Below are 26,490 nucleotides of genomic sequence, written 5' to 3'. Positions count from 1 at the left end.
CGGCCACAGCTCCGATAGTCTCTTCTGGACTATCGCGGGTTACCGACGGTAGAGCGGGGCGGCGGTGAGGTCAACGGTCCGGAGTGCGTTCGTCCCGGCGCCCCACCCAGTCCCAGAAGTCGGCCATCATGCGCTCGTAGCGGATACCGAACTCCAGCGCCTCCCGCTGACCGGGGGTGAGCAACTCGCCGACGCTGTCGGCCAGTTCCTCGTACGTGTCCAAGGTGCGCCGGTGTTCGGCGAGCTGGACGGGGGCGATCTCGTCCGGGCGGGCGCCGAACCAGAGCTTCAGGATGCCGCGTTCGCGTGCCTCGACCGGGACGAACCCGGGGTCGGCGAGCCAGTCGCGCAACGCTCGCCGGCCCCGGTCGGTCAGTGCCAGCACCCGGCGGCCCCGCCCGCTCTCCTGCCGTACCTGGGCGAGCAGACCGGCGGCGAGCAGCCGGTCGCACTGCGCGTACACCTGCGCGTGCGGGACCGACCAGAACGGGGCGACCGTGCGGCCCGCCTCCACCTTGACGTCGTAGGCGCTGGCTTCGCCGAGCTTGTCGATGATGCCGAGGACGAGGAAGGAGGAGGTGGTCAGCCGAGCGTCAGCCATGGGCCGACCGTACCCTGAAACGACCCGCGCTCGGCCGCCCCGCCGAACACCCGGCCCCGTACGGCTTCTTGTGCCGCCCCACCCGCTTGGCGATGCCGCCTCGATGCCGACTTCCTTCGTCGCGTTCATCGGCGCGGCCTTTCTGATCGCCATGGTGCCGGGACCGAGCACCGTCGTCATCCTGCGCAGGGCGGTGCTGAACGGCCGGAGAACCGGCCTGGCCACCGTCCTCGGGAACGAGTGCGGCGTCCTGCTGTGGGGACTCGCCACCCCCTTCGGCCTCTCGGCCCTGCTGCTCGCCTCGCGGTTCGCCTACGACGTCACACGGTTGACGGGCGCGGCGGTGCTGGCGTGGATGGGAGCGCGCGCCGTGGCAGGCCAGGCGTATCCGCGGGGCGGACGAGGAGCCGGCCGAGACGGCCGAGGTGTCGCTGCGGCGGGCGTACGGGCAGGGGCTGGTCACCAACTTCGCCAATCCCAAGGCGGGCGTGTTCGCCGTCTCTTTCCTGCCGCAGTTCGTACCGCGGGGAGCCCCGGTCCTGCCGGCACTGCTCGCCTTCGCGGTGATCTGGGTGGCGGTCGGCCTCCTCTGGTACCTGCCACTGGTCCGGCTCGCCGGGCGCGCGGGCGGCGTACTACGACGACCGGCCTGGCGAGCCCTGAGGTCGACATCTCTTCCGCTATACGAAATTCACATTCCACATAACGATAAGTTACGCTGCCTGCGCTTCAACACGGCACCGACGACAACGGGGTGGGACATGAGCGGCAGTCGCGTGGCACTGGTCACCGGATCGTCGTCCGGGATCGGCTCGGCGGTGGCCCGGCGGCTGGCGGCGGACGGGATGCGGATCGTCGTGAACTCGGCGCGGAGCACGGCCGCGGGCAAGGCCCTCGCGGACGAGTTGCCCGACGCCGTCTATGTGCGGGGCGATGTCGCCGACCCGGCGGACGCCAGGCGGATCGTGGCGGCCGCGATCGAGGCGTACGGCCGGCTCGACGTCCTGGTCAACAACGCCGGCACCACCCGCTTCATCCCGCTCGACGACCTGGACGCGGCCGACGCGGACGCCTGGCGGGACATCTTCGACGTCAATGTGTTCGGCGTCTGGCAGCTGACCACGGCCGCCGTCCCGTACCTCAGGAAGTCGGAGTCCGCCGCGATCGTCAACATCTCCTCGGTCTCGGCCACCCGCGCCCTCGGCAGCTCCATCCCGTACGCCGTGAGCAAGGCCGCCCTCAACCACCTGACCCGGCTGCTCGCCACTCAACTCGGCCCGGAGATCCGGGTGAACGCGGTCGCCCCGGGCCTCATCGAGACGCCCTGGTACGACGAGGCCGAGGAGGTGTGGGCCGACTCCCACGCATGGATCACTGCCAACACACCGCTGCGGAGCGTCGGTTCGCCGCAGGACGTCGCCGAGGCCGTGGCCTATCTGACCCGGGCGGCATACACGACCGGCGATGTGCTGACGGTGGACGGCGGACGGCACGTCGTCTGACCTGAGCGATCCGCCCCGCGACCCCGGCTCGCGCCATCCGACCCGCGACCCCGGCCCGCGTCATCTGATCCGCGTCGTCTCACCCACTTCGTCCGAGCGGAGCGAGTGCGGCGGCGCCCGGCCGGTGGCCCACCGCCTGTCTGTTCGTGGCGGCCTGGTGTGATGCGGGATACCGGCGGCATCGGCCCGCACATGCGCTTCCGGAAGTCCCGGTGAGCGCTGCCCGGTTGTCCCCCTCCGCGAATGCGGCTGGCATGGACCGGGCGAAACCGATTCCGGACATCGGGCAGGACGGCCCATCAGCCGACACCCCTCCGCCCTCGGCGCATTCCGATGCGCCGGAGTGCTGCTTTCGCACCGGCCGGGCAGGGCGGACGGCCACCATTCCACCGGTCTGGGCCTCTGACACATGCGGAGCGCCACGGGCGCACAGGGCCCGGCGCGGACCGGGGGCCAGAGATTCGGCGAGCAACCGTTGTACGGCACAAGGCCACGATTCCCGCCTTGGACGGCTTGTCCGGAAAAAGCATGGAAGGTCACCGGAGTGCAGCGACTAGGCTCCGGATTGCTCCGGATCACCCCAACCACCCTCATCGGCGCGGCACACCCGCGCCCGATGTGCCGTGCCCGCAGACGGGAGAAACACTGATGGCAGGCGAATTAAGCACCGGCACCGGACCACAGCCCATCGGCTTACCCGACGGCGCCATCGCCACGGTCGCGGGCACCGGTGCCGCCGGGTATCTCTCAGACGGCGGCCCCGCACCGCTGACCAGGCTCTGCTTCCCCCTGGGCCTCGCCGTCGACAAGCGGGGCAATCTCTACATCGCCGACCGCGGCAATCACCGGATCCGCAAGGTGACCCCCGACGGGATCATCACCACCATCGCCGGCGACGGCCGGGCGGGATACATCTCCGACGGCGGGCCCGCCGTCGCGACCAGGCTCAACGACCCCATCGACGTGGCCGTCGACGACGCCGGAAACGTCTACATCGCCGACGGCGGCAATCACCGGATCCGCAAGGTGACCCCCACCGGCATCATCACCACCGTGGCCGGTAACGGCGAAGCGGGATACATCTCCGACGGCGGACCGGCCATCGCCACCCGGCTCAACTACCCCCATGGCATCGCAGTGGACCGCGAGGGGAACCTGTACTTCAGCGAGTGGAACAACCATCGCGTCCGCAAGGTTTCTCCCAGCGGGATCATCACCACCGTCGCGGGCAACGGCACCGCCGGCTACGTCTCCGACGGCGGACCGGCCATCGCCACCCGGCTCTACCACCCGTCAGGGGTAGCCGTGGATCGCGAGGGGAACCTGTATATCGCCGACTGCGTCAACCACCGGGTCCGCAAGGTGTCCCGCAACGGCATCATCACCACCGTCGCGGGCAACGGCACCGCCGCCTACGTCTCCGACGGCGGGCCCGCCACCGCCACCAGCCTCTATCATCCTCACGACGTGGCACTGGACGCCGCGGAAAACCTGTACATCGCCGACTGCGACAACCACCGCGTGCGCAGGGTGTCCACCAACGGCATCATCACCACCGTCGCGGGCAACGGGATCGCGGGCTACGTCGACGACGGCGGGCCGGCCGTCTCCACCCGGCTCTACAGCCCTGTCGGGGTCGCACTGGACGCCGCGGGAAACCTGTACATCGCCGATCACCACAACCACCGGGTCCGCGGTGTGACGGCCGTCGCCGACATGACGCCTCCGCTCCCGCCCCCCGCGGATCTGTACGGCGAGAGCGTCTCTCCGCACGCGGTCCAGCGCGGCCAGGCGTTCGACCTCGGCGTCCGGGTGAAGAGCCGGGGGCCCAGCCCGGTCGACGGGCGGTTCGTGACCGTCGTGCTCAGCCTCGCCGACGGTCTGGTGGGCGGCCCGGGCAACGGCGACCGGCGGCTCAGCCGCACCTTCACCGGTCAGCAGTTGCTGCCCCACCAGGGCTCCCTGGACGGCGTCTTCCGCGTCAGCGCCCCCGACGACACGCCTCCGGGCGTCTACCAGTCCACGCTGGAGATCCAGTACAGCGGCGACCTCAATCTCAAGGACAACGTCGAGCGTCTGCCCGTGACCATCGTCGTACCCGCACCGATCGGTGACGAGAGCGCCCTCACCGTCATCCAGGACACGATCCCCACCGCCGCCCCCGGGCAGCCGGCCGTCTTCACCATGAAGTTCACCTCCGGCACCGGCCAACCGGTGAACCCGGGGAACATCGTCCAGCGCTTCACCGCGCCGGAGGGCTTCACCTTCAGGGGTCAGCCCACGTACGCGTACCCCGACACCATCCACGGCATCATCACCGGCAGTCTCGACCACACCATCGAGGACTCCGGGCAGACCCTGATCATCAAGGCGAACCCGCACCTCAACACCACCACCAGCGACACCGGTTCACTCATCTACACCATTCCGGTACAGGCCCGGACGGACGCCCTGCCCGGCCACTACCACAACGGCTCGGCGAGCATCGGACGCCTCGCCCCGGTCCAGATCTCCGGCCGGATCACCGGCGCCGGATCGGACCTCACCGCCCGGGTCGCGCAGACGCGACAGCAGAACGCGCGCGTACGGCCGGGCGACCAGTGGGTGTACCCGGCGGTCCTCCAGATCACCAACACCGGCCAACGGGCCATCGGCACCCAGCAGATCGTCCTGACCGCTCCGGACGGCATGCGGTTCACGGAGGACCGGCTGGTGCTGTGGCACGAGGACACCGGTCAGGAGGTCGTCAACGCGGCCCAGCGGTCGGCCGACGGCCGCCAACTCACCTGCCGTCAGGCGCGACTGGACATCGCCCCCGGCAAGTGGGTCCTGCTCTACCCGGAGATGGAGGCCGACTCCTTCGCGACCCCCGGCACGGTCAGCGTGACCCTGCAGGTCGGCAACCCGCCCTTCGCCGCGGGCCAGGCCTCGATCCTCATCGAGTCGCCGTAGCACAAGCGCGGGGGTCGCCCCGGCGACGGTGACCCCCGCGCCGCATCGCCAGTCCACCCACTCCCGGCAGGAAGCGGAGACATCACTCATGACCACTCCCGCAGCTCCCCAGGACTCCACGCCGCTCGACCCCGAGGGCACCGGCATCCGGACCCTGGGTCACGCCAACCGGTTCGCCGTCTGGGACAGCGAGTTCCGCTACGACGGCCGTATCCGCGTCCCCATGGGGGTGAAGATCAAGGAGGTCAAGTACTCGTACACGGGCAACGGGCAGGCGGACCTCGCTGCGGCCGAGGTCAAGCGCGGCCGGGGCGGCATCGACCAGGAGTACGAGGTCATCGACCTCACCTTCCTCGACGACGCCGACCTCATCACCTTCACCCTGCGCGGCGACCTCAACGTCGACGCCGATCCCCGGCCCGCGTACAGCCGCAAGTACCGGATCCGTGTCGATGTCACCCTCGACAACGGGGACGTCCGCACCGCGAACCCGGAGATCGAAGTGCTCGCGGGCGCCTGGCAGCAGAGCGACCCGGAGATGGTCGGCCGGCCCTTCGTCCGGCTGCCCTACGACAACAACTGGGGTGGCGCGCCCAACAGCCAGGCCGGTTTCGGCCATGTCGCGGACAGCGGCCGTATCCCCGGGGACAAGTTCATCATCGACCTGGTCAACCTGCGCCAGGGGGAGCAGGGGGTGCCGAGCAACAACAGCGACCACGTCTACTACCAGCTCGTGCACGAGGACGGCACGCCCTCCCACTACACCCCGACTCCCCAACTGCAGAAGGCCGAAGGGCACAAGGACAGCGGCACCGGCCGCAAGGTCACCCTGCCCGCGATCGACCTTCGGCAGCTGGGTGACAAACCGGGCTACTACCGCTTCCTGGTCTGGCCGCAGTCCGTCAACCCCGACGGCTCTCGCAGCAGTCTGCGCTGGGACGAGGCCAAGCCGGAGGACGCCTTCCAACTCGGCAGCGTCTATTACCGGTACAAGGCGCCGAGCAGCATCGACACAGGGCTGCGAGCCACCATCAAGACGCAGACACTGAGGGCGACCGCAGGCCAGGACCGCTGGATCTATCCGGCGTTCGTCATCCGCAACACCGGCCAGCGCACCATCGGCACCGTCAAGGCGGTCTTCACCGCCCCCGAGGGGCTGCGGTTCACCGAGGACCGGGTGGCGTTCACCCGCTGGGAGAACGAGGACCACGAGGTCGTCGCCCTGGGCGTGCTGTCGGCCGACCACCGCACCCTCACCTGCCCGGCCGTGCCGCTGGACCTGGTGCCGAGCGGTCCCGGAAGGGACGCCTGGGTGTCGGTCTACCCGGCGATGGAGGTCGAGGCGACGGCCCCGGCCGGACGGGCCCAAGTCGGCATCCAGCTGGGCGAACCGGCCTTCGCCACCGCACAGGACACCATCGAGATCCGCCCCGGTAGCTGACCCGGGCGACGGGGTGCCGCGCGCCCGGCGCGGCACCCCGCTCCCCCCGCGTACCCGGACCACACCGTCCCACGTACCCGGACCAGACGCCCCGCGTACCCGGACCACACCGCCCCAGGAGCATCCGCATGCGATGGCCTCGCCCAGGACGACGCCCCGCCCCCCGAGTCCGCCACGACCGGCCGGCCGCGGTCCCCCACATCCTCGCCCTGATCCCCGCCCACGACGAGGCCGAGCGCATCGCCGCCTCCATCGCGGCGCTGTACCGCCAGGAGCAACCGCCGCACCGGGTCGTGGTCGTGGCCGACAACTGCACGGACGACACCGTGGAGATCGCCCGGGCCAACGGGGCCACCGTCATCGAATCGCGGGACAACCGGCACAAGAAGGCCGGCGCCCTCAACCAGGCCCTCGGCCGGCTCATGGCCCACCTCGACGACACCGACATGGTCCTCGTCCAGGACGCCGACACCATGCTCCAGCCGTCCTTCCTCGCCAGCGCCGTCGCCGCCCTGGACGGCACCGTCGGAGCCGTCGGCGGCATCTTCTACGGCGAGAAGGGCGGCGGCCTGCTCGGCGCGCTGCAGCGCATCGAATTCCACCGTTACGCCCGCGAAATAGCCCGGCGGGAGTTCCGGGCCGATGTGCTCACTGGCACCGCGACCCTCTTTCGCGTCGCGACCCTGCGCGAAGTGAGACAGGCCCGCCTCGACGGACTCATCGGTGGCGGTACCTCCTACTACTCCCTGGCCTCCCTCACCGAGGACGACGAAATCACCAAAGCCGTAAGGACTTTGGGCTACCGCACCCTCTCCCCGCCCGGCTGCGGGGTCGTCACCGAGGTCATGACCAGCCTGCCGAAGCTCTGGCACCAGCGGCTGCGCTGGCAGCGCGGCGCCCTGGAGAACCTGCGCGACTACGGCTGGACGAAGGTCACCGCGCCGTACATCCTCCGGCAGGCCTTCATGGGCCTGTCCGTCCTCTTCCTCGCCCTCTACCTCGTCTTCACCAGCTGGATGCTGGCCCGGGGAAAGCCGGAGTTCACCCCCTTCTGGATCGCCGTCGGCCTCGTCTTCGTCGCGGAGAAGGTGGTCACCGCACGCGGCGCCGGATGGAAGTACCAGCTGCTGGCCGGCACGCTCGCCGTCGAGCTGGCCTACGACGTGTTCCAGCACGCCGTCTACATCCGTTCCCTGTGGGACATGGCCCGCCGCAGGGAGGAACACTGGCGCGCCACCTGAGCCTCGTCGTGGCTCACCGTTCATCGTTCGGCACCGTCGTCGAGGGGCAGAGATCGCGTGTACGGAGGATTGCCACCAGCCGGAGCGCTGGGCGTCGGCGGGGCGTCCGCGCTCTCGGCGAAGGGTCTCGCCCGGCCCGGATCCGGCTTTCAGGCGCTGGCCACCGTGGTCGCGGCGACAACGCTCGTCATGGCGGGGGCTTCCCTCTGCAAGCTTCTGCCACCCCGGCGCCGCGTCGTCCAGGCTCTCACCACCGCGCAGCCACCCCGATGGGACCTCCACGGCGAGAGTCTGCCGCAGGGCGACGTGGTCTGGGCCGCGGTCCCCTGACGAGGCGACGGGCGGCCAACCGCAGTGGCCGCGCCGCACATGGCGGACCGGCTCACTGGCGGCTGACGTTTCTGGTCACGCCGGTGACGACTGTCGTGGCCAGGATCCAGCCGACGATGATGAGGGCGTAGGACAGCGCCTGGTACCAGCCGTCCGGCGCGAAGGCTGCCTCCTGGCCGAAGGAGATCACGGGCAGCAGCAGGTCGAGGGTGCAGAAGACCGGGTTGAAGCGCGGGGCCTCGGACGCCTTGAGCGGACAGGGGTGGTGCAGGGCGTACGCGATCGAGCCGACGGCCGCCAGGGACAGGAGCCAGCCGCAGGCGCGCAGCGGACGGAAGCCGTAGCCGATGGTGGCGTCCTGGAAGTCACCTTCCGCACAGAGCCACTGAGGTTCGGCCCCCGGAGTCGGAGGCGTATGTCGGCGACCCGTAACCCAGGACCCTCGCCAGCAGATGGTTACACGTGTAACATCGCGCTGCGCCGACGGCTCCGCGCCGTCGGACCACCGCCTTGGCCGACGACGGAAGGCCCCGCCATGCCCTCACCCGCAGCCGCCCAGTCCGAGTCGGGCTGGCCGCCGCCCCCGTTCCGTACCCCCTCCCCCGCCACGACCGGCATCGACGGCGTACGCCACTTCAACGGGCCGACCTACGCCACCTCGCCCGGCTATCGGCCGCGTCTGCTGGACGTCCACGTCCCGCCCGCGGACGGACCCGTGCCGGCCGTCGTGTGGATTCACGGCGGCGGCTGGCTGGAGGGCGACCGGCGTTATCCGCCGCCGACCGTGCCGGTGGAACTGCTGCACGGAGCCGTCCTCGGCGCCGGACTGGCGCTGGTCGGCGTGGACTACCGGCACAGCCTTGAGGCACCGTTCCCCGCCCAGCTGCACGACGTGAAGGCCGCCCTCCGGTATGTACGGCACCACGCAGCGGACCTCGGTATCGACGCCGAACGGATCGGCACCTGGGGCGAGTCGGCCGGCGGCCACCTCGCCGCACTGGCCGGGCTGGTCCGCGCCGACACGCACGGCGGCGGCCTCGAAGGGGTGGAGGGCGTACGGGAGGCGGGCAGCGGGGTGCGGGCCGTCGTCGACTGGTACGGCGTGTCCGACATCGAGGCGATCCTCGATCAGCGCCTGCCGTCGCTGCCGGACGGGGCGCCGTACCCGAATCCGTTCGAGGCCCTGCTCGGCGGGCCGGAGAGCGAACGCCGGGAGCGGGCGCGGGTCGCCAGCCCCGTGACCTATGCGGCGGACGGCGGCGCGCCTCCTTTCCTGCTGGTCCACGGCCGCGAGGACCAGGTGGTCCCCTACAGCCAGAGCGAGGCACTGGCGCGGGTACTGAAGGACGCGGGCGGTGATGTCACGCTGCGGCCCGTCGAGGGGGCCGATCACATCTTCCTCGGCTCCTCCGAGGTGCCGGACATCGTCGCCCACAGTGTGGAGTTCCTGCGGGGGCACCTGACTGCCTGACCGGAGGCACGGCAGAACGCGGCGTTCGTCAGGCGGACTCGCGGCGGACGAGGACGGGCTCGACCGCCGGCAGCGGCGCGGCGGTGCCGGTCTCGATCAGGTCGTGCAGCGCGGCGGCGACCTGCGCGGCGGAGGGCACGTCCAGCCGGATCGTCGTGAGCGCGGGCCGCTGCAGGGCCGCCGTCACGAGGTCGTCGCAGCCTACGACGGCGACCTCGCCGGGAACATCGACGCCCGCGTCCCGCAGCACGTGCAGCAGCAGCGCCGCGTACTCGTCGTTGTAGGCGAAGACGCCGTCCAGACCGTGTTCCGCCCAGCCGCCGACCAGTTCGGCGGCGGACGCGTGCGTGTACTCCATCTCCAGCGGGGTCACCGTCGCCGTCGTCCGGGCGGCCACGCTCCGCGCGCCGGCGAGACGGGGTTCGGCGAAGGCGGACAGGCCGCGCTCGCGGGGCATGACGACACCGAGGCGCCGCCGTCCCCGCGCGACGAGGTGTTCGGCCGCGAGCACGCCCACGCGCCGGTCGTCGAAGACGACCGTGTACACACCCTCGACGGGCTGCCGCGCGAAGGCCATCAGGGCCTGCACCCCGGCCCGCCGCAACACCTCCGCGCCGGCCGCGCCGAGACTCGCACCGTCCAGTGCCAGGACCGCGCCGGGGCGCAGCTCGGCCCAGGCGCGGGCCGCGGCGCCGGGGTCGGTGAACCGGCCGGCGTGCAGGACGGCCGTGTAGCCGTACCGCTCCAGTTCTGTGTGCAGATCGTCGATCCAGCCGCTTACCAGGCGGCCGATGGCGGACACGGCGGCCGGGATCAGCACCAGGTTGTTGCGGCCCGCCCGCAGGGAGCGGGCCGCCGCGTGCGGCACATAGCCGAGGGTGTCCGCGGCGGCGAGGACCTTCGCACGGGTCGCCTCGCTCACCCGGTGCGCCTGGGTGTTGTTGAGCACGAAGGAAACGGTGGCCCGCGAGACGCCGGCCAGCCGTGCGACATCGGCACTGGTGACGGCCACGGCCGCTTTCCTCGCCATGATTCCCATCCGCTCGCCGGGCCCTTCCGCAGCTCTCACGTTACACGCGTCACCAGCTCGCCGATGCACGCCTCTGTTCATCGCTGGCTGCCAAGTGCTACACAAGGTCCGCCACTGGGTTACTCGTGTAAGTAGCTCGTGCTTGGCTCCCTTCTCCTCCCTCTCTCCTCCTTCCTCCCCCGTCCCTTTCTCCCAGGAGTCGCCATGCCTCTGCCGACCGAAAACCTCAGGCCCGACGCCGCGAAGGCCGTACCCGAGTCCCGGCAGCGGGGGCTGATGACGCTGCTGCTCGTCGCCAACGCGTCGATGTACGCGGTGTACATGGGGGTCGGGTCCGTCCTGCTGCCCACTCAGGTCGAGGCGATCGACGCGCACCGCAAGGTGGTGCTGCTGGGCCTGATCGGCGGTGTCAGCGCCGTGTTCGCGACCGCCTGCAATCCGGTCGCCGGCGCGCTGTCCGACCGTTCGGGGCGCCGCAATCCCTGGGTGCTCGGCGGAGCGCTGGCCTCACTGGCCGGTCTCGCCCTCCTGGGTAGTGTCCGCACGGCCCTGCTGGTGGGCATCTCCTGGTGTCTGGTGCAGGCGACCATGAACGTCTACCAGGCGGCCGTCACCGCCATCGTGCCCGACCGGATCCCGCCGGCCCGCCGTGGCACGGCCTCCGCCCTGGTGGGTCTCGCCCTGCCGGCGGGCGGCACGCTGGGCGTCCTCATCGCCTCCAGATCCGCCGGCCGTCTTCCCGCGGGATACCTGGCGTTGGGGCTGCTGACCGCGGCGGCGGCCGTCCTGCTGACTGCGCTGTGCCGGGATGTTCCGCGCGACGGGCAGGGCGCAGCGCCGACACCGGCGCTGCCCTGGCGCCAACGTGCGGCGGCCTTCCTGTCCGCGCTGAGCAGCCGTGACTTCCGCTGGGCCTTCATCGGCCGCGCCCTGATGGTGCTGGGCTACTTCTCGGTCGTCGGCTATCAGCTCTACATTCTCGACGACCACATCTCCCTGCCGAAGGGGCTGCGCGCGGCGGATGCGATGGCCGTCCTCACCCCCGTGTCGATGGCGGCGATGGCCGTGTCCACGCTGGTCGGCGGCCTGCTGTCGGACCGCTGGAACCGGCGCAAGGTGTTCGTCGGTGTCTCGGCGGCGCTGGCGGGTGCCGTCATGGTGGTGCCCGTGGTGTCGCCGACCTGGCCGGGCATGCTCGTCTTCAGCGCGCTCAACGGGCTGGCGTTCGGCTGCTTCATGGCTGTGGACACCGCCGTCGTCACGCTCGTCCTCCCCCGCACGGAGGACGCCGCACGCGATCTGGGCGTGCTGAACATCGCCAACGCGGGCCCGCAGATCGTGGCGCCGTTCGTCGCCTCGGCCGTGGTCACCGCGCTCGGCGGCTACACCCCGCTGTTCCTGTTCGGCGGGGCGCTGTCGCTGCTCGGCGCGCTCGCCATCCTGCCCATCCGCGGTGTGCGCTGAGCCAGGGGCGCAGCCCTGCCAGCCGTGCCGCCGTGCATGGGTGCGTTGTCACGCCACCGGGGTCCGGGGACCGGCGGGGCGGGAGCTGAGTACTCGTACTCATGCGCCCGTCCCGCCGGCCCGGCAGGGTGGCGGCCATGAACCTCCCCGTGGCCCCACCGGCGTTCGACGCCACCAACGGCCCCCGGCGGCACGACCGCGCCGACACCGGTGCGGACATCGGAGCCGGGTGCGGCCTGGTGTTCCTGGAACTGACGGTGCTGGTCGCCGACTTCGGGATCTGGTTTCTGTCCGGAGTCACTCTGGACACCGCCAGGACCGTGCAGGCCGACTCGCCGTGGGGCTATCTGACCGCCGCGGCCGGAGTCGCCGCCTTCGCCCTGGTGGCGGCCCTGGTCGCGGCCCGCGCCCGGGCGATCGTGACCGTCGTCAGCCAGATCGTCATGGCCGTCGTGATCACCCTCGTGGTCTCGGCCGCTGCCCTGGGCCAGGCCCACGAGGACGGCTCGGCCGGCTACGGCGGGCACTCCTGCCACGCCGTACCGGCCGGGTCGCGCTGCGACTGAAGCGGGCCGCCCTGCGGCCGGTCAGCCGGTCGCCAGGGCCTTCAGCCGGTCCTGGTTGCCGTTGAAGCGGTCGTGGTCCCCGACGGTCTTGCCGGACGAGGTGTACTGCCACATCGAGTACAGCGACCAGCCCGCCGGCAGCGTCCCGGCGGTCGCGGCGAAGCGGGCGATCCACAACGGATTGGTCTTGCCGAAACCGGAGTAGTTGCCGGTGCACTGGGTCCACCAGCTGGTCGCCGTGTAGATGACCGCGTCGCGGCCGGTGCGGGACTTGTAGCGGTTCAGGAAGTCGCGGACCCAGTCGACCATGCCGCTCTTGGACTTGCCGTAGCAGGTGTCGCCGTACGGGTTCCACTCGATGTCGAGCACGCCGGGCAGGGTCTTGCCGTCCTTGGTCCAGCCGCCGCCGTGCGACAGGAAGTAGTCGGCCTGAGCGCTGCCGCCGGACGCGTCCGGGGTCGCGAAGTGATACGCGCCGCGGAGCATGCCCGCCTTGTACGGGCCGTCGTACTGCTGGGTGAAGTAGGGGTTGGTGTAGGACGTCCCCTCGGTGGCCTTCGTGTACGCCCACTTGGTGGCGTCACCCCACAATGTCGACCAGCTGACGCTGGCTTGGTGGCTGGCGACGTCGACGCCTTCGGTCTGGTTCGCACGGGTGGGGGGTGCCGTGTCGGCCCCGACGGCGCGACCGTCGTGGGCGAGCACGCCCATCCCCATGTAGGCGCTGCCGCGCCGGGGTACGGGCGGGGTCGGCGCGGACTGGGCCACCGGGATGGACAGGGTGAGGAGAAGGCCGGTCAGGACGCCCGTGAGAGCCAGGCGTGCGCGGCCGCGCTGGGGGCATAGGGAGCTTCGCACAAGACCATCTGACACGTCGTCGGGCGGTACCGCACTCCGGGCAACGCCCAACTGATCCATTCCGGGCGGCGCTTGGTCCGTATGGGTGGCCCCGAACGGCGTACGGGCCGGCCGTGGGAGAGCCCGGGAGGCGTCTGCCACGACCGGCCGGGCAGGTCAGCCGTCGATGCGGTGCTGGGTCCAGAAGGAGGTGAGATCGGTGCTCGTGGCAGCCTGGGCGGCGGCCTTGAACTCGGCCGTGGTCGACACGCCGTACCAGTGGGCGGTCGCGTAGTCCTTCAGCAGCTTGGCCATGGCGGTGTCACCGAGGACGCGGCGCAGGTCGTGCAGGGCGCACTTGCCGTAGCCGTAGACGACGGTGGAGTAGCGGGAGGGGTTCGCGTCCCAGTAGGCCATGGAGTTGGTGATCTTCTCGTCGGCCGCGGCCCAGGAGACGCTGTTCCAGCAGTTGGCGCCGGTCTTGCCGAGGGCGAGGTCGGTGGCGTAGTCGGTGAACGCCTCGTCCAGCCAGGGGCTGTTGTACTCGTCGTCGCCGACGATGCCGTACCACCACTGGTGGCCGGTCTCATGGGTGAGGGCGGTGGTGCTGACCACGTCCAGGACGAAGCCGGGATACTCCATGCCGCCGAACCAGTAGTTGTCGTCGATCACCGCGTCCAGCTCGCCGTAGGGATAGGCGCCGAAGCGGGACGCGTGGGCGTCCACGGCGGTCTTGGCGGTGGCGAGCATGGACTGGGCGCTGGAGGAGCTGATCCCCGAGACGGAGTAGACGTTCACCGCGACACCGGTGGAGGAGGTGCCGGAGATCTTGGCGAAGGGTCCGGCGGCCCAGGCGAAGTCACGGACCTTGGACGCCGTCGCCGTCGTCACCGTACGGCCGCTGGAGCCGGGGGTGTCGGTGGAGGTGCCGGTGGCCGGCACCAGCAGGCCGCTGGGGTGGTCGAGGGTCACCTTGAAGTCGGCGGCCAGGGAATAGAACGCCTCGCCGTTGTTGGTGTAGGGGTCCAGATGCCAGCCGGAGCTGTCTCGGATGGCGAGGACCGGCAGGGCGTTGCCGATGAAGCTGTAGGCACGGTCGTGGCCGAAGCGGTCGGCGCCGTCGGGCACGGTGATGCCGAGGTCGAAGCCGATGGTGGCGCTCTGGCCCTGGGCGAGCGGGGCCGGCAGGTCGACCTTGAGCGCGGTGCAGTCGACGGTCGGCGCCTCGGCCGTACCGCCGGTGACGTTGCCGACCCGGATCGGCATCGCGTCGCAGGTGCCGTGGTAGTTGTCCCACAGCCGCAGATAGACCTCGTTCAGCGCGGTGGCGGAGGCGTTGGTGAAGGTCACGCTCTCGTTGCCGGTCCACTCGGTGCCGCTGGTGTCGCTGCTGAGGTTCACGGTGTACGAGGGCGCGGCCGGGGTGCGGGTCGTGTCGTCCGGCGGTGGTGCGGTGCCGCCGGAGGTGTCGAGGGCGATGTCGTCGAGCACGAAGCTCGTCTGCAGGCTGGAGTCCTCGGTACCGGTGAAGGAGAGACTGACGGTCTGGCCCGCGTACGCCGACACGTCGAGGGACTTCCGGACGTACCCGGTGTTCTTGTCGAGGTTCGAGTACGTGGCCAGCGTGGTGCTGCCGATCTTGGCCGTGAGCTTGTCGTACGCGGTGGACGAGGTCGTCTCCGCGGTGTCGATGTGCAGCCAGAAGGTGAGGGTGGCCGAGTCGCACCCGGCCGGGATCGTGACGCGCTGGCTCAGGGTGTCGGTGTGGGTGTGGCCGGTTCCGTCCAGCCAGGCGTAGGAGCTGCCGCCGTGGGCGGTCTGTCCCGAGCGGCTGGTGATGACGCCGGCGGAGGACGTCGACCAGGGCGATGTCCCGCTCTCGAAGCCGCCGTTGCCGACGATCTGCGCCGGGGTGCAGGCGGCGGGTGCCGTGGCCGGGCGGGCAGCGGCGGGCGTGCCGGGGAGCACGAGGGCGGCCACCGTGGCGGCGGTGAGGGCACCGGCGCCGAGGGCCTTGTGGGGGGTCGATCTCACACGCTTCTCCTTTGCGGCGGCCGGGATTCCCGGCCTGCTCGATGGCCGTGGGGCCGACTGGGGTACGCCGGGGCGGCCGGGGCGGGGCTTGCGCGATCGCTGCGCCGAGAGGTGCGCCGCGCCCTCACGGGGTGACGGCGCGGACTGCCGGACTTTCGAGAGAGTGCCAGATTTGTCGAGGTCATGCCAGATGACGCGCTGGGCGAGGCACGCCGCCTCAGGCGCCGGTCAGGCGGCGCGGGTTGCGGGTGCTGGTGGCGGTCAGGCTGTGCGCAGTGTCGCGAAGACAGCCGCCAGCGGGTTGCCCCGCGGGTCCTGCCAGCCGCGGGCCACATGGCCGAGCGCCCCCTCGGGGCGCAGCGGGGGGTGCTCGGGGACGGGGTGCAGGACCCGGTGCACCTGGAGGATCGTGCCGCCGGGCGTGGGCAGGCGGGTGCCCTCCCGGTCGTCGGCCGGCTCGGGGGTGAAGCCGTCCAGGGTGAAGGGGCAACCGGTGTAGGAGCGGATCACCTCGTGGTCGGGGGTGTCGTCGATGCTCTGGGCCTGTGCCCGGGCCCGGCCCTCGATCAGCGACAGCAGCTCGGCGGCCAGCACCGGGTCGTGGCAGCCGTCGTAGGCCCAGCGCTTGCCGAGCACGCCGTGCTCCATGGCGCCGACGAGCGCGTGCTCGGCGCCCTCCAGCGGGGCACTTCGGTACGTCAACGGGACGAGGTAGGCGGTCGGTTCGGGGGTGGAGGTGTCGGTGACCACCATGATCTCGATGCCGACCTCGCCCTCGGGGTCGTCCAGCCGGAAGCCGCCGGACTTGGTCAGCACCGGGGCTGCGGGCCCCCCGCGGTACCAGGGGCGGGTGGGCAGCCAGTCGGTGAGCAGTTCCAGCTTCGTGGGCTTGACCCAGGTGTGATGGATGATGGCCATGGAGAGGGTTCCCCTGCGGTGCACGGTTGCTGACCCCCGCAGCTTCGCACACCGTTCCCGCAGGTCACCCGACCGCCTCGGCCAGCGCCGGGGTCAACGCGGCCCAGGGATTGGGCGGTTCGCCCGTCACCGGGCCGCACACCGCCGCGCCGCGCTCGTGCGCGGTCCGCACGGCGAGCGGGACGAGGACCTCGGGGACGCCGTAGACGAGATGGCAGAACCGGTCGGGCGGATGGCGGCCCGTCCAGGCGGGCCGGGTGAACGCGGAGACGTAGGTGGACCAGTGGCCCTCGAAGGTGACGGTCAGGTCGGCGAGTCGGGCGTACCCAGGCGCCGGGTGGACGCCCGGGTTGAGCACGACCGTGGCCGCGCCCAGCCGCCGTATCTCCCGGACCAGCCGCCGGCAGGCCGGCAGGCCCTGCGGGGTGGCGGTCACGCGGTCCAGGAAGCAGCCGTCGGTCCGGTACCAGGCCTGGTACCGGCGCAGGTCGTCGGTGATGTCGGCCCGGTCCCGGACGCCGTAGTCCGTGTCGACGTAGGCGAGCAGCCGGGCCCCGGCACTGCGCAGGGCCCGGGCGGCCGCGGTGAACGCGGGGTCCGGGGCGGTGCCGGGCCCGCTCGCCGGGTTGAGGACGACCGCGTGGGTGCGGGCGGCCGCCGCGATCAGCCGGTGCCAGGCGCCGGGGTCCTCAGCCGGGTGCACATACAGCGGGATGAGCAGGTTCACGGCACGGTCTCCGTCGTGGCCGACCACAGGGCGGTGAGCGCGTCGTCGAGGGTGTGGGCCGGCCGCCATCCGAGGGCCCGGGCCGCGGCGGAGATGTCCGAGCACTGCCACGACACCGGGGCGGAGCGCGCCGGGCCGCCCGCGCCCTCCTCCAACCGCCCGCCGAATCCGGCCCGTCGGGCCAGTCCTTGCACCAACTCCCCCACGGCCACGACCGTTCCACTGCCTATGTTGAGAACGGGAGGCAGATGTCCGGGCGTCGTGACGGCGAGAGCCACCGCCTGGGCGACATCGCGTACGTCGACGAAGTCGCGGTGCGCGGACAGGCCCCCGAGCCGCAGGACCGCCTCGGGGTTCCGCCCGGCCGAGCGGAGCAGCGAGGCCACCCGGCCGGGCAGGCTCGCCACGGGCGCGCCGGGACCCACCGGGTTGCCGACGCGGAGCACCACCGCGTCCAGTGCGGAGGTGGTGATGGCGACCGTGCCGGCGAGCTTGGTCGCGCCGTAGAGGGTGACCGGGCAGGCGGGCGCCGACTCGGTGACCGGGTTGCCGGGTACTCCGGGGCCGTACTCTGCGGCCGAGCCCAGGTGCACCAGGCGCGCGGTGGGAGCCGCCTCGCGGAGCGCGGCGCAGAGCACGGCGGGGCCGCGGGCGTTGGCCTCGGCCAGCGTCACCGGGTCGCCGCCGGTCGCGCCCGCGCAGTTGACCACGGCGTCGGGCGCGGCCGCCGCCAGGGTCTTCGCGAGCCGCTCGACCGGATCGGCGGCGAGGTCGACGCCGAACTCGGCGGTGGAGGAACGGCCCGCGGCGAGGATCCGCGCGCCCGGCAGGGCGCGCAGCCGCGCGGCCACATGGCGGCCCAGATATCCGGTGCCGCCCAGGACGAGAATGCGCATTCGGTCCTCAGGCTCCCTTGAGCAGCAGGGACTTGCGGCTGGTGAACTCGGCGTTGGCCCGGTCGTAGTCGTCGGGGCGGCCGATGTCCAGCCAGTAGCCGTCGAACTCGTAGGCGTACGGCGGGTTCTGGGCCCTCAGCAGGTCGAGGACGAGTTCGTCGAAGCCGAGCGGCAGGCCCGGCGTGTAGCCGTCGAGGGTGGCGCGGTCGAGGCCGTAGACCCCCATGGAGACCCGGTAGTCCATGCTGGGCTTCTCGGTGAAGGCGACGACCTTGCTCGCGTCCGTGGTGAGGACGCCGAAGTCTATGTGCACCTTGCGGGCGTAGGTGCAGATGGTCAGCGGCGCGCCCGACGCCTGGTGGCGGCGCAGCACGTCGGCGTAGTCGAGGTCGGTGAGGATGTCGCCGTTCATCACGAGGAACGTCTCGGGCAGCCGGTCTCTGAGGCCCAGCAGCGGACCCATGGTGCCGAGCGGGCTGTCCTCGGTGGCGTAGTCGACCGCCATGCCCCACTGGGAGCCGTCGCCGACATACGCGCGGATGATCTCGCCGAGGTGGCCTATCGCGAGGGTGCAGCGGGTGAAGCCGGCCGCCGACAACTGGCGCAGCACTATCTCCAGGATGGCGTGCTGGTCACCGATGGGGACGAGCGGCTTGGGCAGCGCGGTGGTGTAGGGCCGCAGCCGGACGCCCTTGCCTCCCGCCAGGATCACTGCGTGCATGGGCTTCTCCTTCGAAGAAGACGTGACGTGCCGGACGGGTCAGATGTTGTAGATGCCGGTCTTGTAGCGGGCCAGGTTGGCCGGGTCGCGGAAGAACTCCACGGTGTGCGCGAGGCCCTGCTCCAGGGTGTGGGCGGGCTGCCAGCCGGTGGCCCGGTGCAGCCGGGTGGCGTCGGCGACGAGCCGCATCACCTCGGAGTTCGCGGGCCGGATGCGGGCCGGGTCCGCGCGGACGTCGAGGGCGGTGTCCATGACCTTGCCGATCAGCGCCACGAGGTCACCGACCGAGATCTCGCCGCCCGTACCGGCGTTGAAGGTGCGTCCGACGACCTGCTCGGCGGGCGCGGTGCCGGCCGCGAGGAACGCCTGCGCGGTGTCCTTGACGAAGGTGAAGTCGCGCGTGGGCCGCAGATCGCCCAGGGTGAGGGTGCGCTCCCCCGCCGCGACCTGGCCGATGACGGTCGGGATGACCGCGCGCATCGACTGACGCGGGCCGAAGGTGTTGAACGGCCTGAGCGTTACCACCGGGGTGCCGAAGCTCGCGTGGTAGCTGTCGGCCAGCCGGTCCCCGCCGGCCTTCGAAGCGGCGTACGGGGACTGGGTGTTGATGGGGTGGTCCTCGGTGATCGGCACGGTCTGTGCGGTGCCGTAGGTCTCGCTGGTGGAGGTGTGCACGAGGCGGGGTGTGCCGAGCGCGCGTACGGCTTCCAGGACGTTGAGGGTGCCGGTGACGTTGGTCTCCACGTAGCTGTGCGGGGCCTGGTAGGAGTACGGGATCGCGATGAGGGCCGCCAAGTGGTAGGCCACGTCGGCGCCTTCGAGCAGTCCGCGGACCGAGCCGGGGTCGCGGACGTCACCGAGCACGATCTCCACGTGGTCGAGGACGTCCGGGGCGAGGGTCTCCAGCCAGCCGTAGGAGGAGAAGGAGTTGTACTGGGCCATGGCTCTGACCCGGTGTCCGCAGGCCACGAGGGCCTCGGTGAGGTGGGAGCCGATGAATCCCTCGGCTCCGGTGACGGCAGCGAGCGGTGCGGGGGTCAACTGGTCGGTCCTTCCGATGGGTTGGTCGATTCAGGCGTGCCGGGCGGGCCGGCCGAGCAGCCGGAGTGCGCGGGCCACGAGACACAGGGCCGCGGCGCCGCAGGACAGGGGCAGCGCGACCGGGCCCGGTGGCAGGCGCAGCGGCGTGGCCGCGCCGGCGAAGGCCGCCGCGGCCAGACAGATCACGGCCGGCGGCCAGGCATCGCCGAACGCCTGGAGCAGCAGTGCGGTCCACAGCGTGGCCGCGAGCAGCAGCAGGCAGGCCGGTGCGGCGCCGGCGAGGAAGGCGGCGGGCAGCAGCGGGAGGAGGTAGCCGAGCAGACACAGGCCGAGGACGGCGGCCGAGCGCAGCCGGAATCCGGTGGGTGTGGCGGTGGCGCGCAGAGCGGCGACGGACAGGCCCCGGTAGCGGTACAGCAGCCATTCGGCGGGGCCCATGCTGACGGTCAGCACGATCACTGCGTACGGTGCGCGCCTGCCTTCCAGCAGTACGAGCAGGCCCGCCGCCAGCCCGAACAGGCCGTACGGCAGGGACGCCGGCAGCGGCGGCCGCCTGCTGTCGACCGCGGCGGGGGCGGCGAGGGCGCCGCGCAGGGTGTGGGCGGTGACGGCGAGCGTAGCCAGTAGCGCCAGCAGCGGCAGGGCGAGGCGCAGCGGGGGGCCGGGATCCCGCCAGGGCAGGGCGGCGGCGCCCGCGATCAGCGGGGTGAGCGCGGCGAGCAGCAGCCGTTCCCGGGCCAGGACCAGCAGGACGCCCGCCGCCGCGAGGTACAGCGACTGTGCTGCCGCCGCCGCGATCACCGGGGCGCTGCCGGCGAACGGGGCGGCGGCGGCCGTGGCGAGCGCGGCGCCCAGCGGTGCGCCGGTCAGGAGGGTGCGGGCCGCCTCGTGGCGGCCGGTCGCCATCCGTACGTGCGCGCGGTGGCCGAGGGCCTGGCCCCACGCCCAGGAGAGCAGTCCGGCGACGATCAGCGCGGCGGCGTGCCGACCCGGTCGCCACAGGGGTGCGGTGAGCGGGTAGGCCAGCCCCGGCAGGGCGAACAGCACGCCGCGCAGCAGGGAGCGGACGTGGTCGGGGCGCCAGGGGTCGGCGGCCGGTGCGGGTTCCGGGAAGGTCCGGGGCACCTGTGCGTAGAGGGCGGTGGCGAGAGAGAAGAGGTCCGGATGGCCGTACCGTTCCTCGATCTGGTCCGCGGTCAGGCCCTGGGCCTCCAGCAGGGCGGCCACCTCGTAGGGGTGGACGGCGGGGCCGATGTGGTCGGCGAGTTCGGCGGCGAGCCGGCTGACGGCCTTCCGCACGGGCGCGTGGTCGTCGTGGGCGCGGGCGGGCGGGACGGCGAGCCGCAGGGCGAGGGTGTCCCGTTCGGCGCTGCCCGGTTCGAGGGCCATGGGTCCGCTCATCCGGCCAGGCTCCCCGCACCGGCGGGCTGCGACATCGTGGTCAACGGCGTTGCCAGCGTGGGTAGTTCGAGGTAGATGGAGCGGAAGGTGTCGATGGTCTGGCGCAGGGTGAACTGGTCGATCACGCGCAGCCGGGCCGCCTCCCCCATCGTCCTGCGGCGCTCGGGGTCGCCCAGGAGCTGGATCGCCGCCGCCGCCATGCCGGCGGGGTCGCGCGGCGGGACGACGAGCCCGGTGTCACCGACGGCCTCGCGTACGCCGCCGACGTCCGTGGAGACGGTGGCCCGGCCGCAGGACATGGCCTCGATGAGGGTGAACGGGAAGCCTTCGCTGATGCTGGAGAGCATCACGACGTTTCCGGCCGCGTAGGCGTCCTTGATGTCCTCGACCCGGCCCTCGAAGGTGACGGCGTCCGCGTGCCCCAGCTCGGCCGCCAGTGCCTCGCAGCGCTCCCGGTAGGCCTCTCCGCCGCGCGGTGTGCCGCCGAACAGCCGCAGCCGGGCCTCGGGTATCTCGGCCCGGACCAGGGCGAAGGCACGGATCAGGGTCTCCAGGTCCTTGATGGGGTCCACCCGGCCCGCCCAGCTGAGGGTCGGCACGTCGGGTTCGGGGCCGGCCGGTGGGAAGGCGGCGGGATCGACCCCGTTGTAGACCGTGCGGATGGCCTGCGGGTCGGCGCCGCCCTGCTCCTCCCAGAGCCGGTTGTAGCGGTTGCCCGGGGTGATCAGGGCGGCCCGGCGGTAGCTCTCCTCGGCGAGCAGCCGGAAGAAGCCGAGGACGACGGCCTTCACCGGCCAGCGGTAGGGGGCGGTGCGGTAGCCGAGGTAGCGCTCGCGCAGATAGACGCCGTGCTCGGTGAGCAGCAGCGGGACGTCATGGCGGGCCAGGCCGGCGAGTCCGGGCAGGACGGCGACGCCGCCGCTGACCGCGTGGGCCACGCCGTGCCGGGGCGGTGGCGCGGAGAGCGGGCGCAGGGCGTGTTCCAGCAGGGCGGTGGCGGTGACCGCGTCGTGCAGGGTGGGCCGGGCCTCGCGGACGGCGAGACCGGGGCGGTTCCACATCGCGGCCAGGACGGCGATGGCCCGGTCCCCGCGCAGGAACGGGCTCAGCGTGCCCTCGGCCGCCGCCCCGGCCAGGGCGTACAGCCCGGGGGCGAACTGGTCCTCGGCGTCCGGGTCGAGCAGGGCGGTCAGGAAGCGTTCGTAGGCGGCGGCGAGCCGGCGCAGTGCGCGGCCCCTGGGCGGGCGGCCTTCCGGCGGCGCTCCCCACATGGGCACGGAGAGCACGTGCTGGACATGGGCGGGCAGGTCCCATACGACGGGTTCGAGTCCGGTGCCGGTGACGGCGACGATCTCGAAGTCGAGGTCGGGCATGCCCTGGACGAGTTGGTCGCACCAGACGCTGACGCCGCCGTGGCTGTGCGGGTAGGTGCCTTCGGTGAGCAGGGTGACGTGCGCCGCGCCGGGGCGGCGCACGCCGTGCTGAACGTGCATCGATGGGGCTCCACGGCCTCGGTGTGGGGTGGTCGTGCGGGTCCCTGCGGGCGGCCGGGACCCGGGGCCGGTCGGGCGGCTGAAGCCGGACCGGCCCCCGGTGCGGTGTGCCGTTCAGCTCTTCGGGGTGTACGGGACCTGCCGACTCACGCCGGCCGGAACCTTGGTGCGCGGAGCCGGAGCGGTGGCCGCCGTGCCGGTGTGCGCGGTCACGGCCGGGGCGGCGGCGGACGACGGAAGGGTGAAGGTGAGCGCCGTACCGGAGGAGGACGTCCAGCCGGACGTCCGGCCCGCGTAGGCGGTGCCGAAGGCACTGCCGTCGAGGGTGGTGCCGGCGGGAAGGGTCGCGGTGACGTAGGTGCCGCCCGGCGCCTGCACGGTGACGGTGTCGCCGATGCGGTAGGCGGTGATCTGACCGGCGTGCACGGCGCTCGTCCAGGCGGCGCGGCGCTGCAGTTCGGCGCCGATGTCCTTCATCCGCAGGTTGACCAGCGGGGTGCTGGCCGCGAACAGGGCGTCGTAGCCGTCGATCACGCCGTTCAGGACCGGGTAGGCGATGCGGTCCTCGGCGAGGTTGGACTGGTGGATGAAGTGCGGCTTGGGGTCGCCCGAGAGCACATGGCCGAGGGCGATACGGGTCTCCAGCGGGACGATGTAGTCCTGGTACCCGGTGGCGGTGTCCAGCGGCGCCGCGAGGCAGGTGGTCGTCGCGGGGTTGTCCTCGCAGATGCCGCTGCCGCCCTGGGCGCGGCTGGTGTAGAGCCAGTTGTACTCGTCGGTCTCCTCGCTCGCCCTGCCCGCGTTGTAGAAGACGTTCATCGGGTAGCGGGAGACGGTGGCCGCCGGTCCGACCTGGCGCTGCTCGGGGTCGCGGGAGTTGTCCGAGCCAAGCCACTTGATGCCGTTGTCGGAGAGCGCGGGCGCCAGGTTGGGGTTGTCGTCGGGCTGCTGGGGCAGGATCCGCAGTCCGGAGTGCTCACCGGTGACCAACTCGCTTGTATCCAGCGGGAGTCCGGCGACCTGGCCCCAGGCGCGGTTGGCGGCGATCTCGTAGTCGATGGTGGCGCGGCCGACCCACTTGGTGCTGCCGTCGGCGTTCGTCTGGCACTTCCAGGGCACGACCGTGGTGTCCTGCTCGCAGCCGAGGAAGGCGTGCGTGTAGGTGTGGTTGACCCAGCGGAACTGGTTCCGGTCGGCGATGAGCTTGTCGGCGAGCTGGTCGACGCCGTTGTTGTCCTCGCGCTGGTCGACGCTGCCCGCGCCGTTGTAGAGGAGGTCGAGGGTGAAGTGATGGCCGTTCTGCCAGGCGGTGGCGTAGTCGACGTCGTCCGGGGTCATCCGGATCGGGCTGGGCGTGACCGAGCTGTTGGTGCAGTCGACGTCGCCGGGCGTGCAGTTGAGCACGGTGTCCCAGCGGTCGTCGGCGGCGAACACGTCGTCCACGTGCACGGCGAAGTAGTTGCGGGAGGCGCCGAGGTGCACCCCGCCGGTCATCCACTCCACGATGCCGCGGGACAGCAGCCGGAACTGTTCCTGGTACTGGTTGTAGACGAAGGTGACGACCAGCTCGCGCCGCCCGTCGTGCCGGTATTCGCCGACCAGCGAGCCCTGCCGGGAGCTGCCGGGGATGGGGGCCTGGACGTACGGGGTGAAGTCGGCGCCGGGAGCGGGTGTGGACAGGTAGGCGTAACTCTCTCCCACGGAAGGCGAGTTGTCCTCGAACGGCACCGTGCCCTTGAGGTAGCCGAAGGGTCCCGCCTTGCCGGCGTCGGTGACCTGGGCCTGTACACCGTCGATGCTGCCGGAGTAGCCGCCGGAGGTCGGGACCTGCAGGCCGGCCTGGGGCCGGGCGTAGGTGTAGGCGTCGACCTGTGGGATGGCGTACGTCTGCTCGTAGGACGCCAGCGCGGCCATCTCGGCGCTGCCGGCGGCGAACGGGTTGTCGTTGGGCAGGACGACGGCCTGGAACCTGGCCCGCGGCCGGCCGTCGACGGTGTCGGCGAGAAAGCCGGCGTCGATGGTGGGCCGCGTGGAGCTGGTGAGGTCGACCTTGGTGTACGGCGTTCCGGCGGCGTCGAGTTCGGCGGCGATGGCGTCGGTGGCCGGACCGCCGTCGCTCACCACCAGGACTCTGAGGTCGATGCGCGGCGCGGTGGTGTCGGCCTGGGCCGGGCCGGCCTGCAGGCCGAGCGCGGTGGTCAGCGCCCCCAAGGCCAGCGCGGTGGTACGGATGGTCCGCTTCATGCGGTGAAGTCCCCTCCCCGGGCAGGGGTGAGCACGGCTCCGCAGAGCGGACCCACCCCCTTGCGTGACGCCGGCATCCCCCTCAGAAGCCGGTCGTCGACGCATGTGTCGCGTCACATGGTGATGTCCCTGTGTAGCTTTTGTGGTGGTGTTACGAAACCTGACGGAAAATCACAGGTATCCAACGACCCATGGGAGCAACCCGGTTGGCACTTTTCCCGTCGCCCGCACGAGGGGGCGCCACTGGCGGACGGATCCGTTCCGCGGACATGGCCGCAGTACGACGCACCGGCGGACCATGACGGTCCGCCGGGCGAGGCAGGGATGGTCCGCGCCGGACGAGACGTTGGGCAGGGAGGCCGGATTCCGTCCCCCGGGCCGCGGAACCGGGGCGTCCGTCAGGTGCAGAGCACACGCGTCTCGGGTGTATAGACAGGCCCGCCGCTGGTGTTGGTGCTGTCACTGAACTCGGCGTAGTAGTACGAGTAGAAGCCGATGTTGCCGTTGCAGCCGGAGTCGGGGGCGATCCGCAGGGTCAGCGTGACGGTGCGGCTCTGGCCGGGCGGGATGGTGGCGCCATAGTTGCCGCCGAGGTTGCTCGGGCCGGTGCCGGTACAGGGCGTGGCACCGGCGGCGGTGGCCAGACTGCAGCCGGTGAAGCTGTACTTCAGGTCCGGGCGCTGCGTGGTCAGCCAGGTCGGGTCGATGGTCTGGTACACGAACCAGACGTCGTAGGTCTTGTTGTTGGTGATCGTCATCGACAGCTTCACGGTGCCACCGGGGGTGGTGGTGGCGCTGTCGGTGGCGAAGGTCAGGGCGGCCGGCGCGGGTTCGGCCGCACCGGCGCCGGGGGCGAATCCGAAGACGGCCAGGACGAAAGCGAGGACGGCGGTGAGACCGAGACGTCTCATCAGGGGTGATCGCATGGCCCGGGAGGCTAGGCACGCGATCGGCACGCCGTCTGCCCCGCGGGAGAGCATCCGCACACGGGTCGGCCGAAAGCGTTCGTATCGTGAAGGTCCCGTGAGGGATACGTGACGAAGGCTCGCGGGCCGCATCCCCGCACCCCGCGGGCGGGTGCCGGGAGAACCGGAGCGGGCGCGTCGGGCGGGCGGTGCGACGGTCGGGGTATTGGCGGGTACGAGACGTCTCGCCTTTGGCGGAACGCGGCCTACCGATTGTGTACGGGGCTACTTCTCGGCCAACTGCCGTTTTCCGGCCGGGCGACGGTAACGCGGCCAGGCCGCCCTGTACGGGGCGGCCTGGCCATCTCTCACGGATCTTCCGGCTTCCTTCAGTCGCCGCCCTCCTCCCCGCCACCCTCGTGGTGCTCGTCGTGGTGCTCCTCGTGGTGCTCCTCGTGGTGCTCCACATGCGGCTTCGAGGGCTTGACCGGGTGCTGCGGGTACTCCGGCTTCACGGGCTTCACCGGACGCTGCGGATACTCCGGCTTCACGGGCTTCACCGGACGCTGCGGATACTCGGGCTTGACCGGATGCTGCGGATACTCCGGCTTCACGGGCTGCTGCGGATACTCCGGCTTCACCGGACGCTGCGGATACTCCGGCTTCACCGGCATA

21 protein-coding genes and 4 pseudogenes are annotated in these 26,490 nt (G+C 71.7%); 10 read left to right on the top strand and 15 right to left on the bottom strand.

The features are described 5' to 3' along the window. Window positions 1-70 precede the first annotated feature (70 nt). Complete coding sequence (locus tag AV521_RS40125) at window positions 71-601, bottom strand: PadR family transcriptional regulator (RefSeq protein ID WP_076096113.1); 531 nt, start codon at window positions 599-601, stop codon at window positions 71-73. Here AV521_RS40125 and AV521_RS52420 point away from each other — a divergent pair. From AV521_RS52420 to AV521_RS48890, 7 genes and pseudogenes are all read left to right on the top strand, one after another. Next, window positions 552-917: pseudogene (locus AV521_RS52420) on the top strand (LysE family translocator); the annotation flags it as partial. The gene AV521_RS40125 and the pseudogene AV521_RS52420 overlap by 50 nt on opposite strands. 109 nt (window positions 918-1,026) lie before the next feature. Further along, window positions 1,027-1,203, top strand: a pseudogene (locus tag AV521_RS51735) (LysE family transporter); the annotation flags it as partial. 159 nt (window positions 1,204-1,362) lie between these two features. Next, on the top strand, window positions 1,363-2,103 hold the full coding sequence (locus tag AV521_RS40115) for an SDR family NAD(P)-dependent oxidoreductase (RefSeq protein WP_076096208.1): 741 nt from the start codon (window positions 1,363-1,365) through the stop codon (window positions 2,101-2,103). Between the two features lie 648 nt (window positions 2,104-2,751). Then, on the top strand, window positions 2,752-5,055 hold the full coding sequence (locus tag AV521_RS40090; RefSeq protein ID WP_256725887.1) for an NHL repeat-containing protein: 2,304 nt from the start codon (window positions 2,752-2,754) through the stop codon (window positions 5,053-5,055). An 88-nt stretch (window positions 5,056-5,143) separates the two neighbouring features. Continuing rightward, a complete protein-coding gene (locus tag AV521_RS40085) occupies window positions 5,144-6,496 on the top strand; it encodes a hypothetical protein (protein WP_076096111.1) in 1,353 nt (450 codons plus the stop codon). 128 nt (window positions 6,497-6,624) lie between these two features. Further along, window positions 6,625-7,737, top strand: coding sequence for a glycosyltransferase family 2 protein (locus AV521_RS40080; protein WP_079249641.1), 1,113 nt, complete (start codon window positions 6,625-6,627; stop codon window positions 7,735-7,737). A gap of 69 nt (window positions 7,738-7,806) precedes the next feature. Next, the gene (locus AV521_RS48890) at window positions 7,807-8,067 is read left to right on the top strand and encodes a hypothetical protein (RefSeq protein ID WP_143658732.1); all 261 of its coding nucleotides are present in this window, start codon (window positions 7,807-7,809) and stop codon (window positions 8,065-8,067) included. 52 nt (window positions 8,068-8,119) lie between these two features. Here AV521_RS48890 and AV521_RS40075 read toward each other — a convergent pair. Continuing rightward, window positions 8,120-8,437, bottom strand: a pseudogene (locus AV521_RS40075) (membrane-associated oxidoreductase); the annotation flags it as partial. A gap of 165 nt (window positions 8,438-8,602) precedes the next feature. Here AV521_RS40075 and AV521_RS40070 point away from each other — a divergent pair. After that, entirely contained in the window at window positions 8,603-9,538 is a 936-nt protein-coding gene (locus AV521_RS40070) for an alpha/beta hydrolase (RefSeq protein ID WP_076096109.1), read from the top strand. Between the two features lie 28 nt (window positions 9,539-9,566). Here AV521_RS40070 and AV521_RS40065 read toward each other — a convergent pair whose 3' ends face one another. Next, window positions 9,567-10,568, bottom strand: a complete 1,002-nt coding sequence (locus AV521_RS40065) for a LacI family DNA-binding transcriptional regulator (RefSeq protein WP_076096201.1) — start codon at window positions 10,566-10,568, stop codon at window positions 9,567-9,569. A gap of 204 nt (window positions 10,569-10,772) precedes the next feature. On the opposite strand from AV521_RS40065, the gene AV521_RS40060 reads away from it, so the two are divergent. Beyond that, a complete protein-coding gene (locus tag AV521_RS40060) occupies window positions 10,773-12,032 on the top strand; it encodes an MFS transporter (RefSeq protein ID WP_076096106.1) in 1,260 nt (419 codons plus the stop codon). A gap of 137 nt (window positions 12,033-12,169) precedes the next feature. Then, window positions 12,170-12,598, top strand: coding sequence for a DUF6234 family protein (locus tag AV521_RS40055; RefSeq protein WP_076096104.1), 429 nt, complete (start codon window positions 12,170-12,172; stop codon window positions 12,596-12,598). Window positions 12,599-12,619: 21 nt separating this feature from the next. Here the strand turns inward: AV521_RS40055 and AV521_RS40050 are convergent, their stop codons facing one another. The 12 genes and pseudogenes from AV521_RS40050 to AV521_RS50175 form a co-directional block, all read right to left on the bottom strand. After that, a complete protein-coding gene (locus tag AV521_RS40050; protein ID WP_076096103.1) occupies window positions 12,620-13,456 on the bottom strand; it encodes a lysozyme in 837 nt (278 codons plus the stop codon). A gap of 156 nt (window positions 13,457-13,612) precedes the next feature. Continuing rightward, entirely contained in the window at window positions 13,613-15,469 is a 1,857-nt protein-coding gene (locus AV521_RS40045; protein WP_076096101.1) for a M1 family aminopeptidase, read from the bottom strand. A gap of 261 nt (window positions 15,470-15,730) precedes the next feature. Then, window positions 15,731-16,387: a 1,4-alpha-glucan branching protein gene (locus AV521_RS40040; RefSeq protein WP_076096099.1), complete on the bottom strand. Its 657-nt coding sequence runs from the start codon at window positions 16,385-16,387 to the stop codon at window positions 15,731-15,733. A 64-nt stretch (window positions 16,388-16,451) separates the two neighbouring features. Continuing rightward, window positions 16,452-17,114, bottom strand: a complete 663-nt coding sequence (locus tag AV521_RS40035) for a spherulation-specific family 4 protein (RefSeq protein ID WP_076096198.1) — start codon at window positions 17,112-17,114, stop codon at window positions 16,452-16,454. After that, window positions 17,111-18,010 carry an NAD(P)-dependent oxidoreductase gene (locus AV521_RS40030; protein WP_076096097.1) on the bottom strand — a complete coding sequence of 300 codons (900 nt, stop codon included), beginning with the start codon at window positions 18,008-18,010 and terminating at the stop codon, window positions 17,111-17,113. Before AV521_RS40030 ends, AV521_RS40035 begins: the two co-directional genes overlap by 4 nt. A 7-nt stretch (window positions 18,011-18,017) precedes the next feature. Beyond that, window positions 18,018-18,731: a sugar phosphate nucleotidyltransferase gene (locus AV521_RS40025; protein ID WP_076096095.1), complete on the bottom strand. Its 714-nt coding sequence runs from the start codon at window positions 18,729-18,731 to the stop codon at window positions 18,018-18,020. 39 nt (window positions 18,732-18,770) lie between these two features. Further along, window positions 18,771-19,772 (bottom strand): GDP-mannose 4,6-dehydratase, encoded by a 1,002-nt coding sequence (locus tag AV521_RS40020; RefSeq protein ID WP_076096093.1) that lies wholly within the window; start codon window positions 19,770-19,772, stop codon window positions 18,771-18,773. Window positions 19,773-19,802: 30 nt separating this feature from the next. Continuing rightward, complete coding sequence (locus AV521_RS40015) at window positions 19,803-21,173, bottom strand: hypothetical protein (RefSeq protein WP_076096091.1); 1,371 nt, start codon at window positions 21,171-21,173, stop codon at window positions 19,803-19,805. Beyond that, window positions 21,170-22,666 carry a GT4 family glycosyltransferase PelF gene (gene pelF, locus AV521_RS40010; protein ID WP_076096089.1) on the bottom strand — a complete coding sequence of 499 codons (1,497 nt, stop codon included), beginning with the start codon at window positions 22,664-22,666 and terminating at the stop codon, window positions 21,170-21,172. The genes AV521_RS40015 and pelF overlap by 4 nt, the downstream gene beginning before the upstream one ends. Before the next feature lie 114 nt (window positions 22,667-22,780). Continuing rightward, a complete protein-coding gene (locus AV521_RS40005) occupies window positions 22,781-24,910 on the bottom strand; it encodes a hypothetical protein (RefSeq protein ID WP_076096087.1) in 2,130 nt (709 codons plus the stop codon). Between the two features lie 398 nt (window positions 24,911-25,308). Continuing rightward, entirely contained in the window at window positions 25,309-25,836 is a 528-nt protein-coding gene (locus tag AV521_RS40000; protein ID WP_076096085.1) for a hypothetical protein, read from the bottom strand. Window positions 25,837-26,204: 368 nt separating this feature from the next. Then, window positions 26,205-26,490 (bottom strand): annotated as a pseudogene (locus tag AV521_RS50175) (hypothetical protein); the annotation flags it as partial.

This window comes from Streptomyces sp. IMTB 2501 (genome assembly GCF_001953885.1).
Lineage (GTDB): Bacteria > Actinomycetota > Actinomycetes > Streptomycetales > Streptomycetaceae > Streptomyces.
Note: the sequence above shows the minus strand (reverse complement) of the source record. Positions and strands in the feature narration are given on the sequence as shown.

What these genes read in the sequence shown, in the direction of transcription:
- AV521_RS40125 (WP_076096113.1), bottom strand. Translation starts at nt 601, where the DNA reads ATGGCTGACGCTCGGCTGACCACCTCCTCCTTCCTCGTCCTCGGCATC.
- AV521_RS40115 (WP_076096208.1), top strand. Translation starts at nt 1,363, where the DNA reads ATGAGCGGCAGTCGCGTGGCACTGGTCACCGGATCGTCGTCCGGGATC.
- AV521_RS40090 (WP_256725887.1), top strand. Translation starts at nt 2,752, where the DNA reads ATGGCAGGCGAATTAAGCACCGGCACCGGACCACAGCCCATCGGCTTA.
- AV521_RS40085 (WP_076096111.1), top strand. Translation starts at nt 5,144, where the DNA reads ATGACCACTCCCGCAGCTCCCCAGGACTCCACGCCGCTCGACCCCGAG.
- AV521_RS40080 (WP_079249641.1), top strand. Translation starts at nt 6,625, where the DNA reads ATGCGATGGCCTCGCCCAGGACGACGCCCCGCCCCCCGAGTCCGCCAC.
- AV521_RS40070 (WP_076096109.1), top strand. Translation starts at nt 8,603, where the DNA reads ATGCCCTCACCCGCAGCCGCCCAGTCCGAGTCGGGCTGGCCGCCGCCC.
- AV521_RS40065 (WP_076096201.1), bottom strand. Translation starts at nt 10,568, where the DNA reads ATGGCGAGGAAAGCGGCCGTGGCCGTCACCAGTGCCGATGTCGCACGG.
- AV521_RS40060 (WP_076096106.1), top strand. Translation starts at nt 10,773, where the DNA reads ATGCCTCTGCCGACCGAAAACCTCAGGCCCGACGCCGCGAAGGCCGTA.
- AV521_RS40055 (WP_076096104.1), top strand. Translation starts at nt 12,170, where the DNA reads ATGAACCTCCCCGTGGCCCCACCGGCGTTCGACGCCACCAACGGCCCC.
- AV521_RS40040 (WP_076096099.1), bottom strand. Translation starts at nt 16,387, where the DNA reads ATGGCCATCATCCATCACACCTGGGTCAAGCCCACGAAGCTGGAACTG.
- AV521_RS40030 (WP_076096097.1), bottom strand. Translation starts at nt 18,010, where the DNA reads ATGCGCATTCTCGTCCTGGGCGGCACCGGATATCTGGGCCGCCATGTG.
- AV521_RS40025 (WP_076096095.1), bottom strand. Translation starts at nt 18,731, where the DNA reads ATGCACGCAGTGATCCTGGCGGGAGGCAAGGGCGTCCGGCTGCGGCCC.
- AV521_RS40015 (WP_076096091.1), bottom strand. Translation starts at nt 21,173, where the DNA reads ATGAGCGGACCCATGGCCCTCGAACCGGGCAGCGCCGAACGGGACACC.
- pelF (WP_076096089.1), bottom strand. Translation starts at nt 22,666, where the DNA reads ATGCACGTTCAGCACGGCGTGCGCCGCCCCGGCGCGGCGCACGTCACC.
- AV521_RS40005 (WP_076096087.1), bottom strand. Translation starts at nt 24,910, where the DNA reads ATGAAGCGGACCATCCGTACCACCGCGCTGGCCTTGGGGGCGCTGACC.
- AV521_RS40000 (WP_076096085.1), bottom strand. Translation starts at nt 25,836, where the DNA reads ATGCGATCACCCCTGATGAGACGTCTCGGTCTCACCGCCGTCCTCGCT.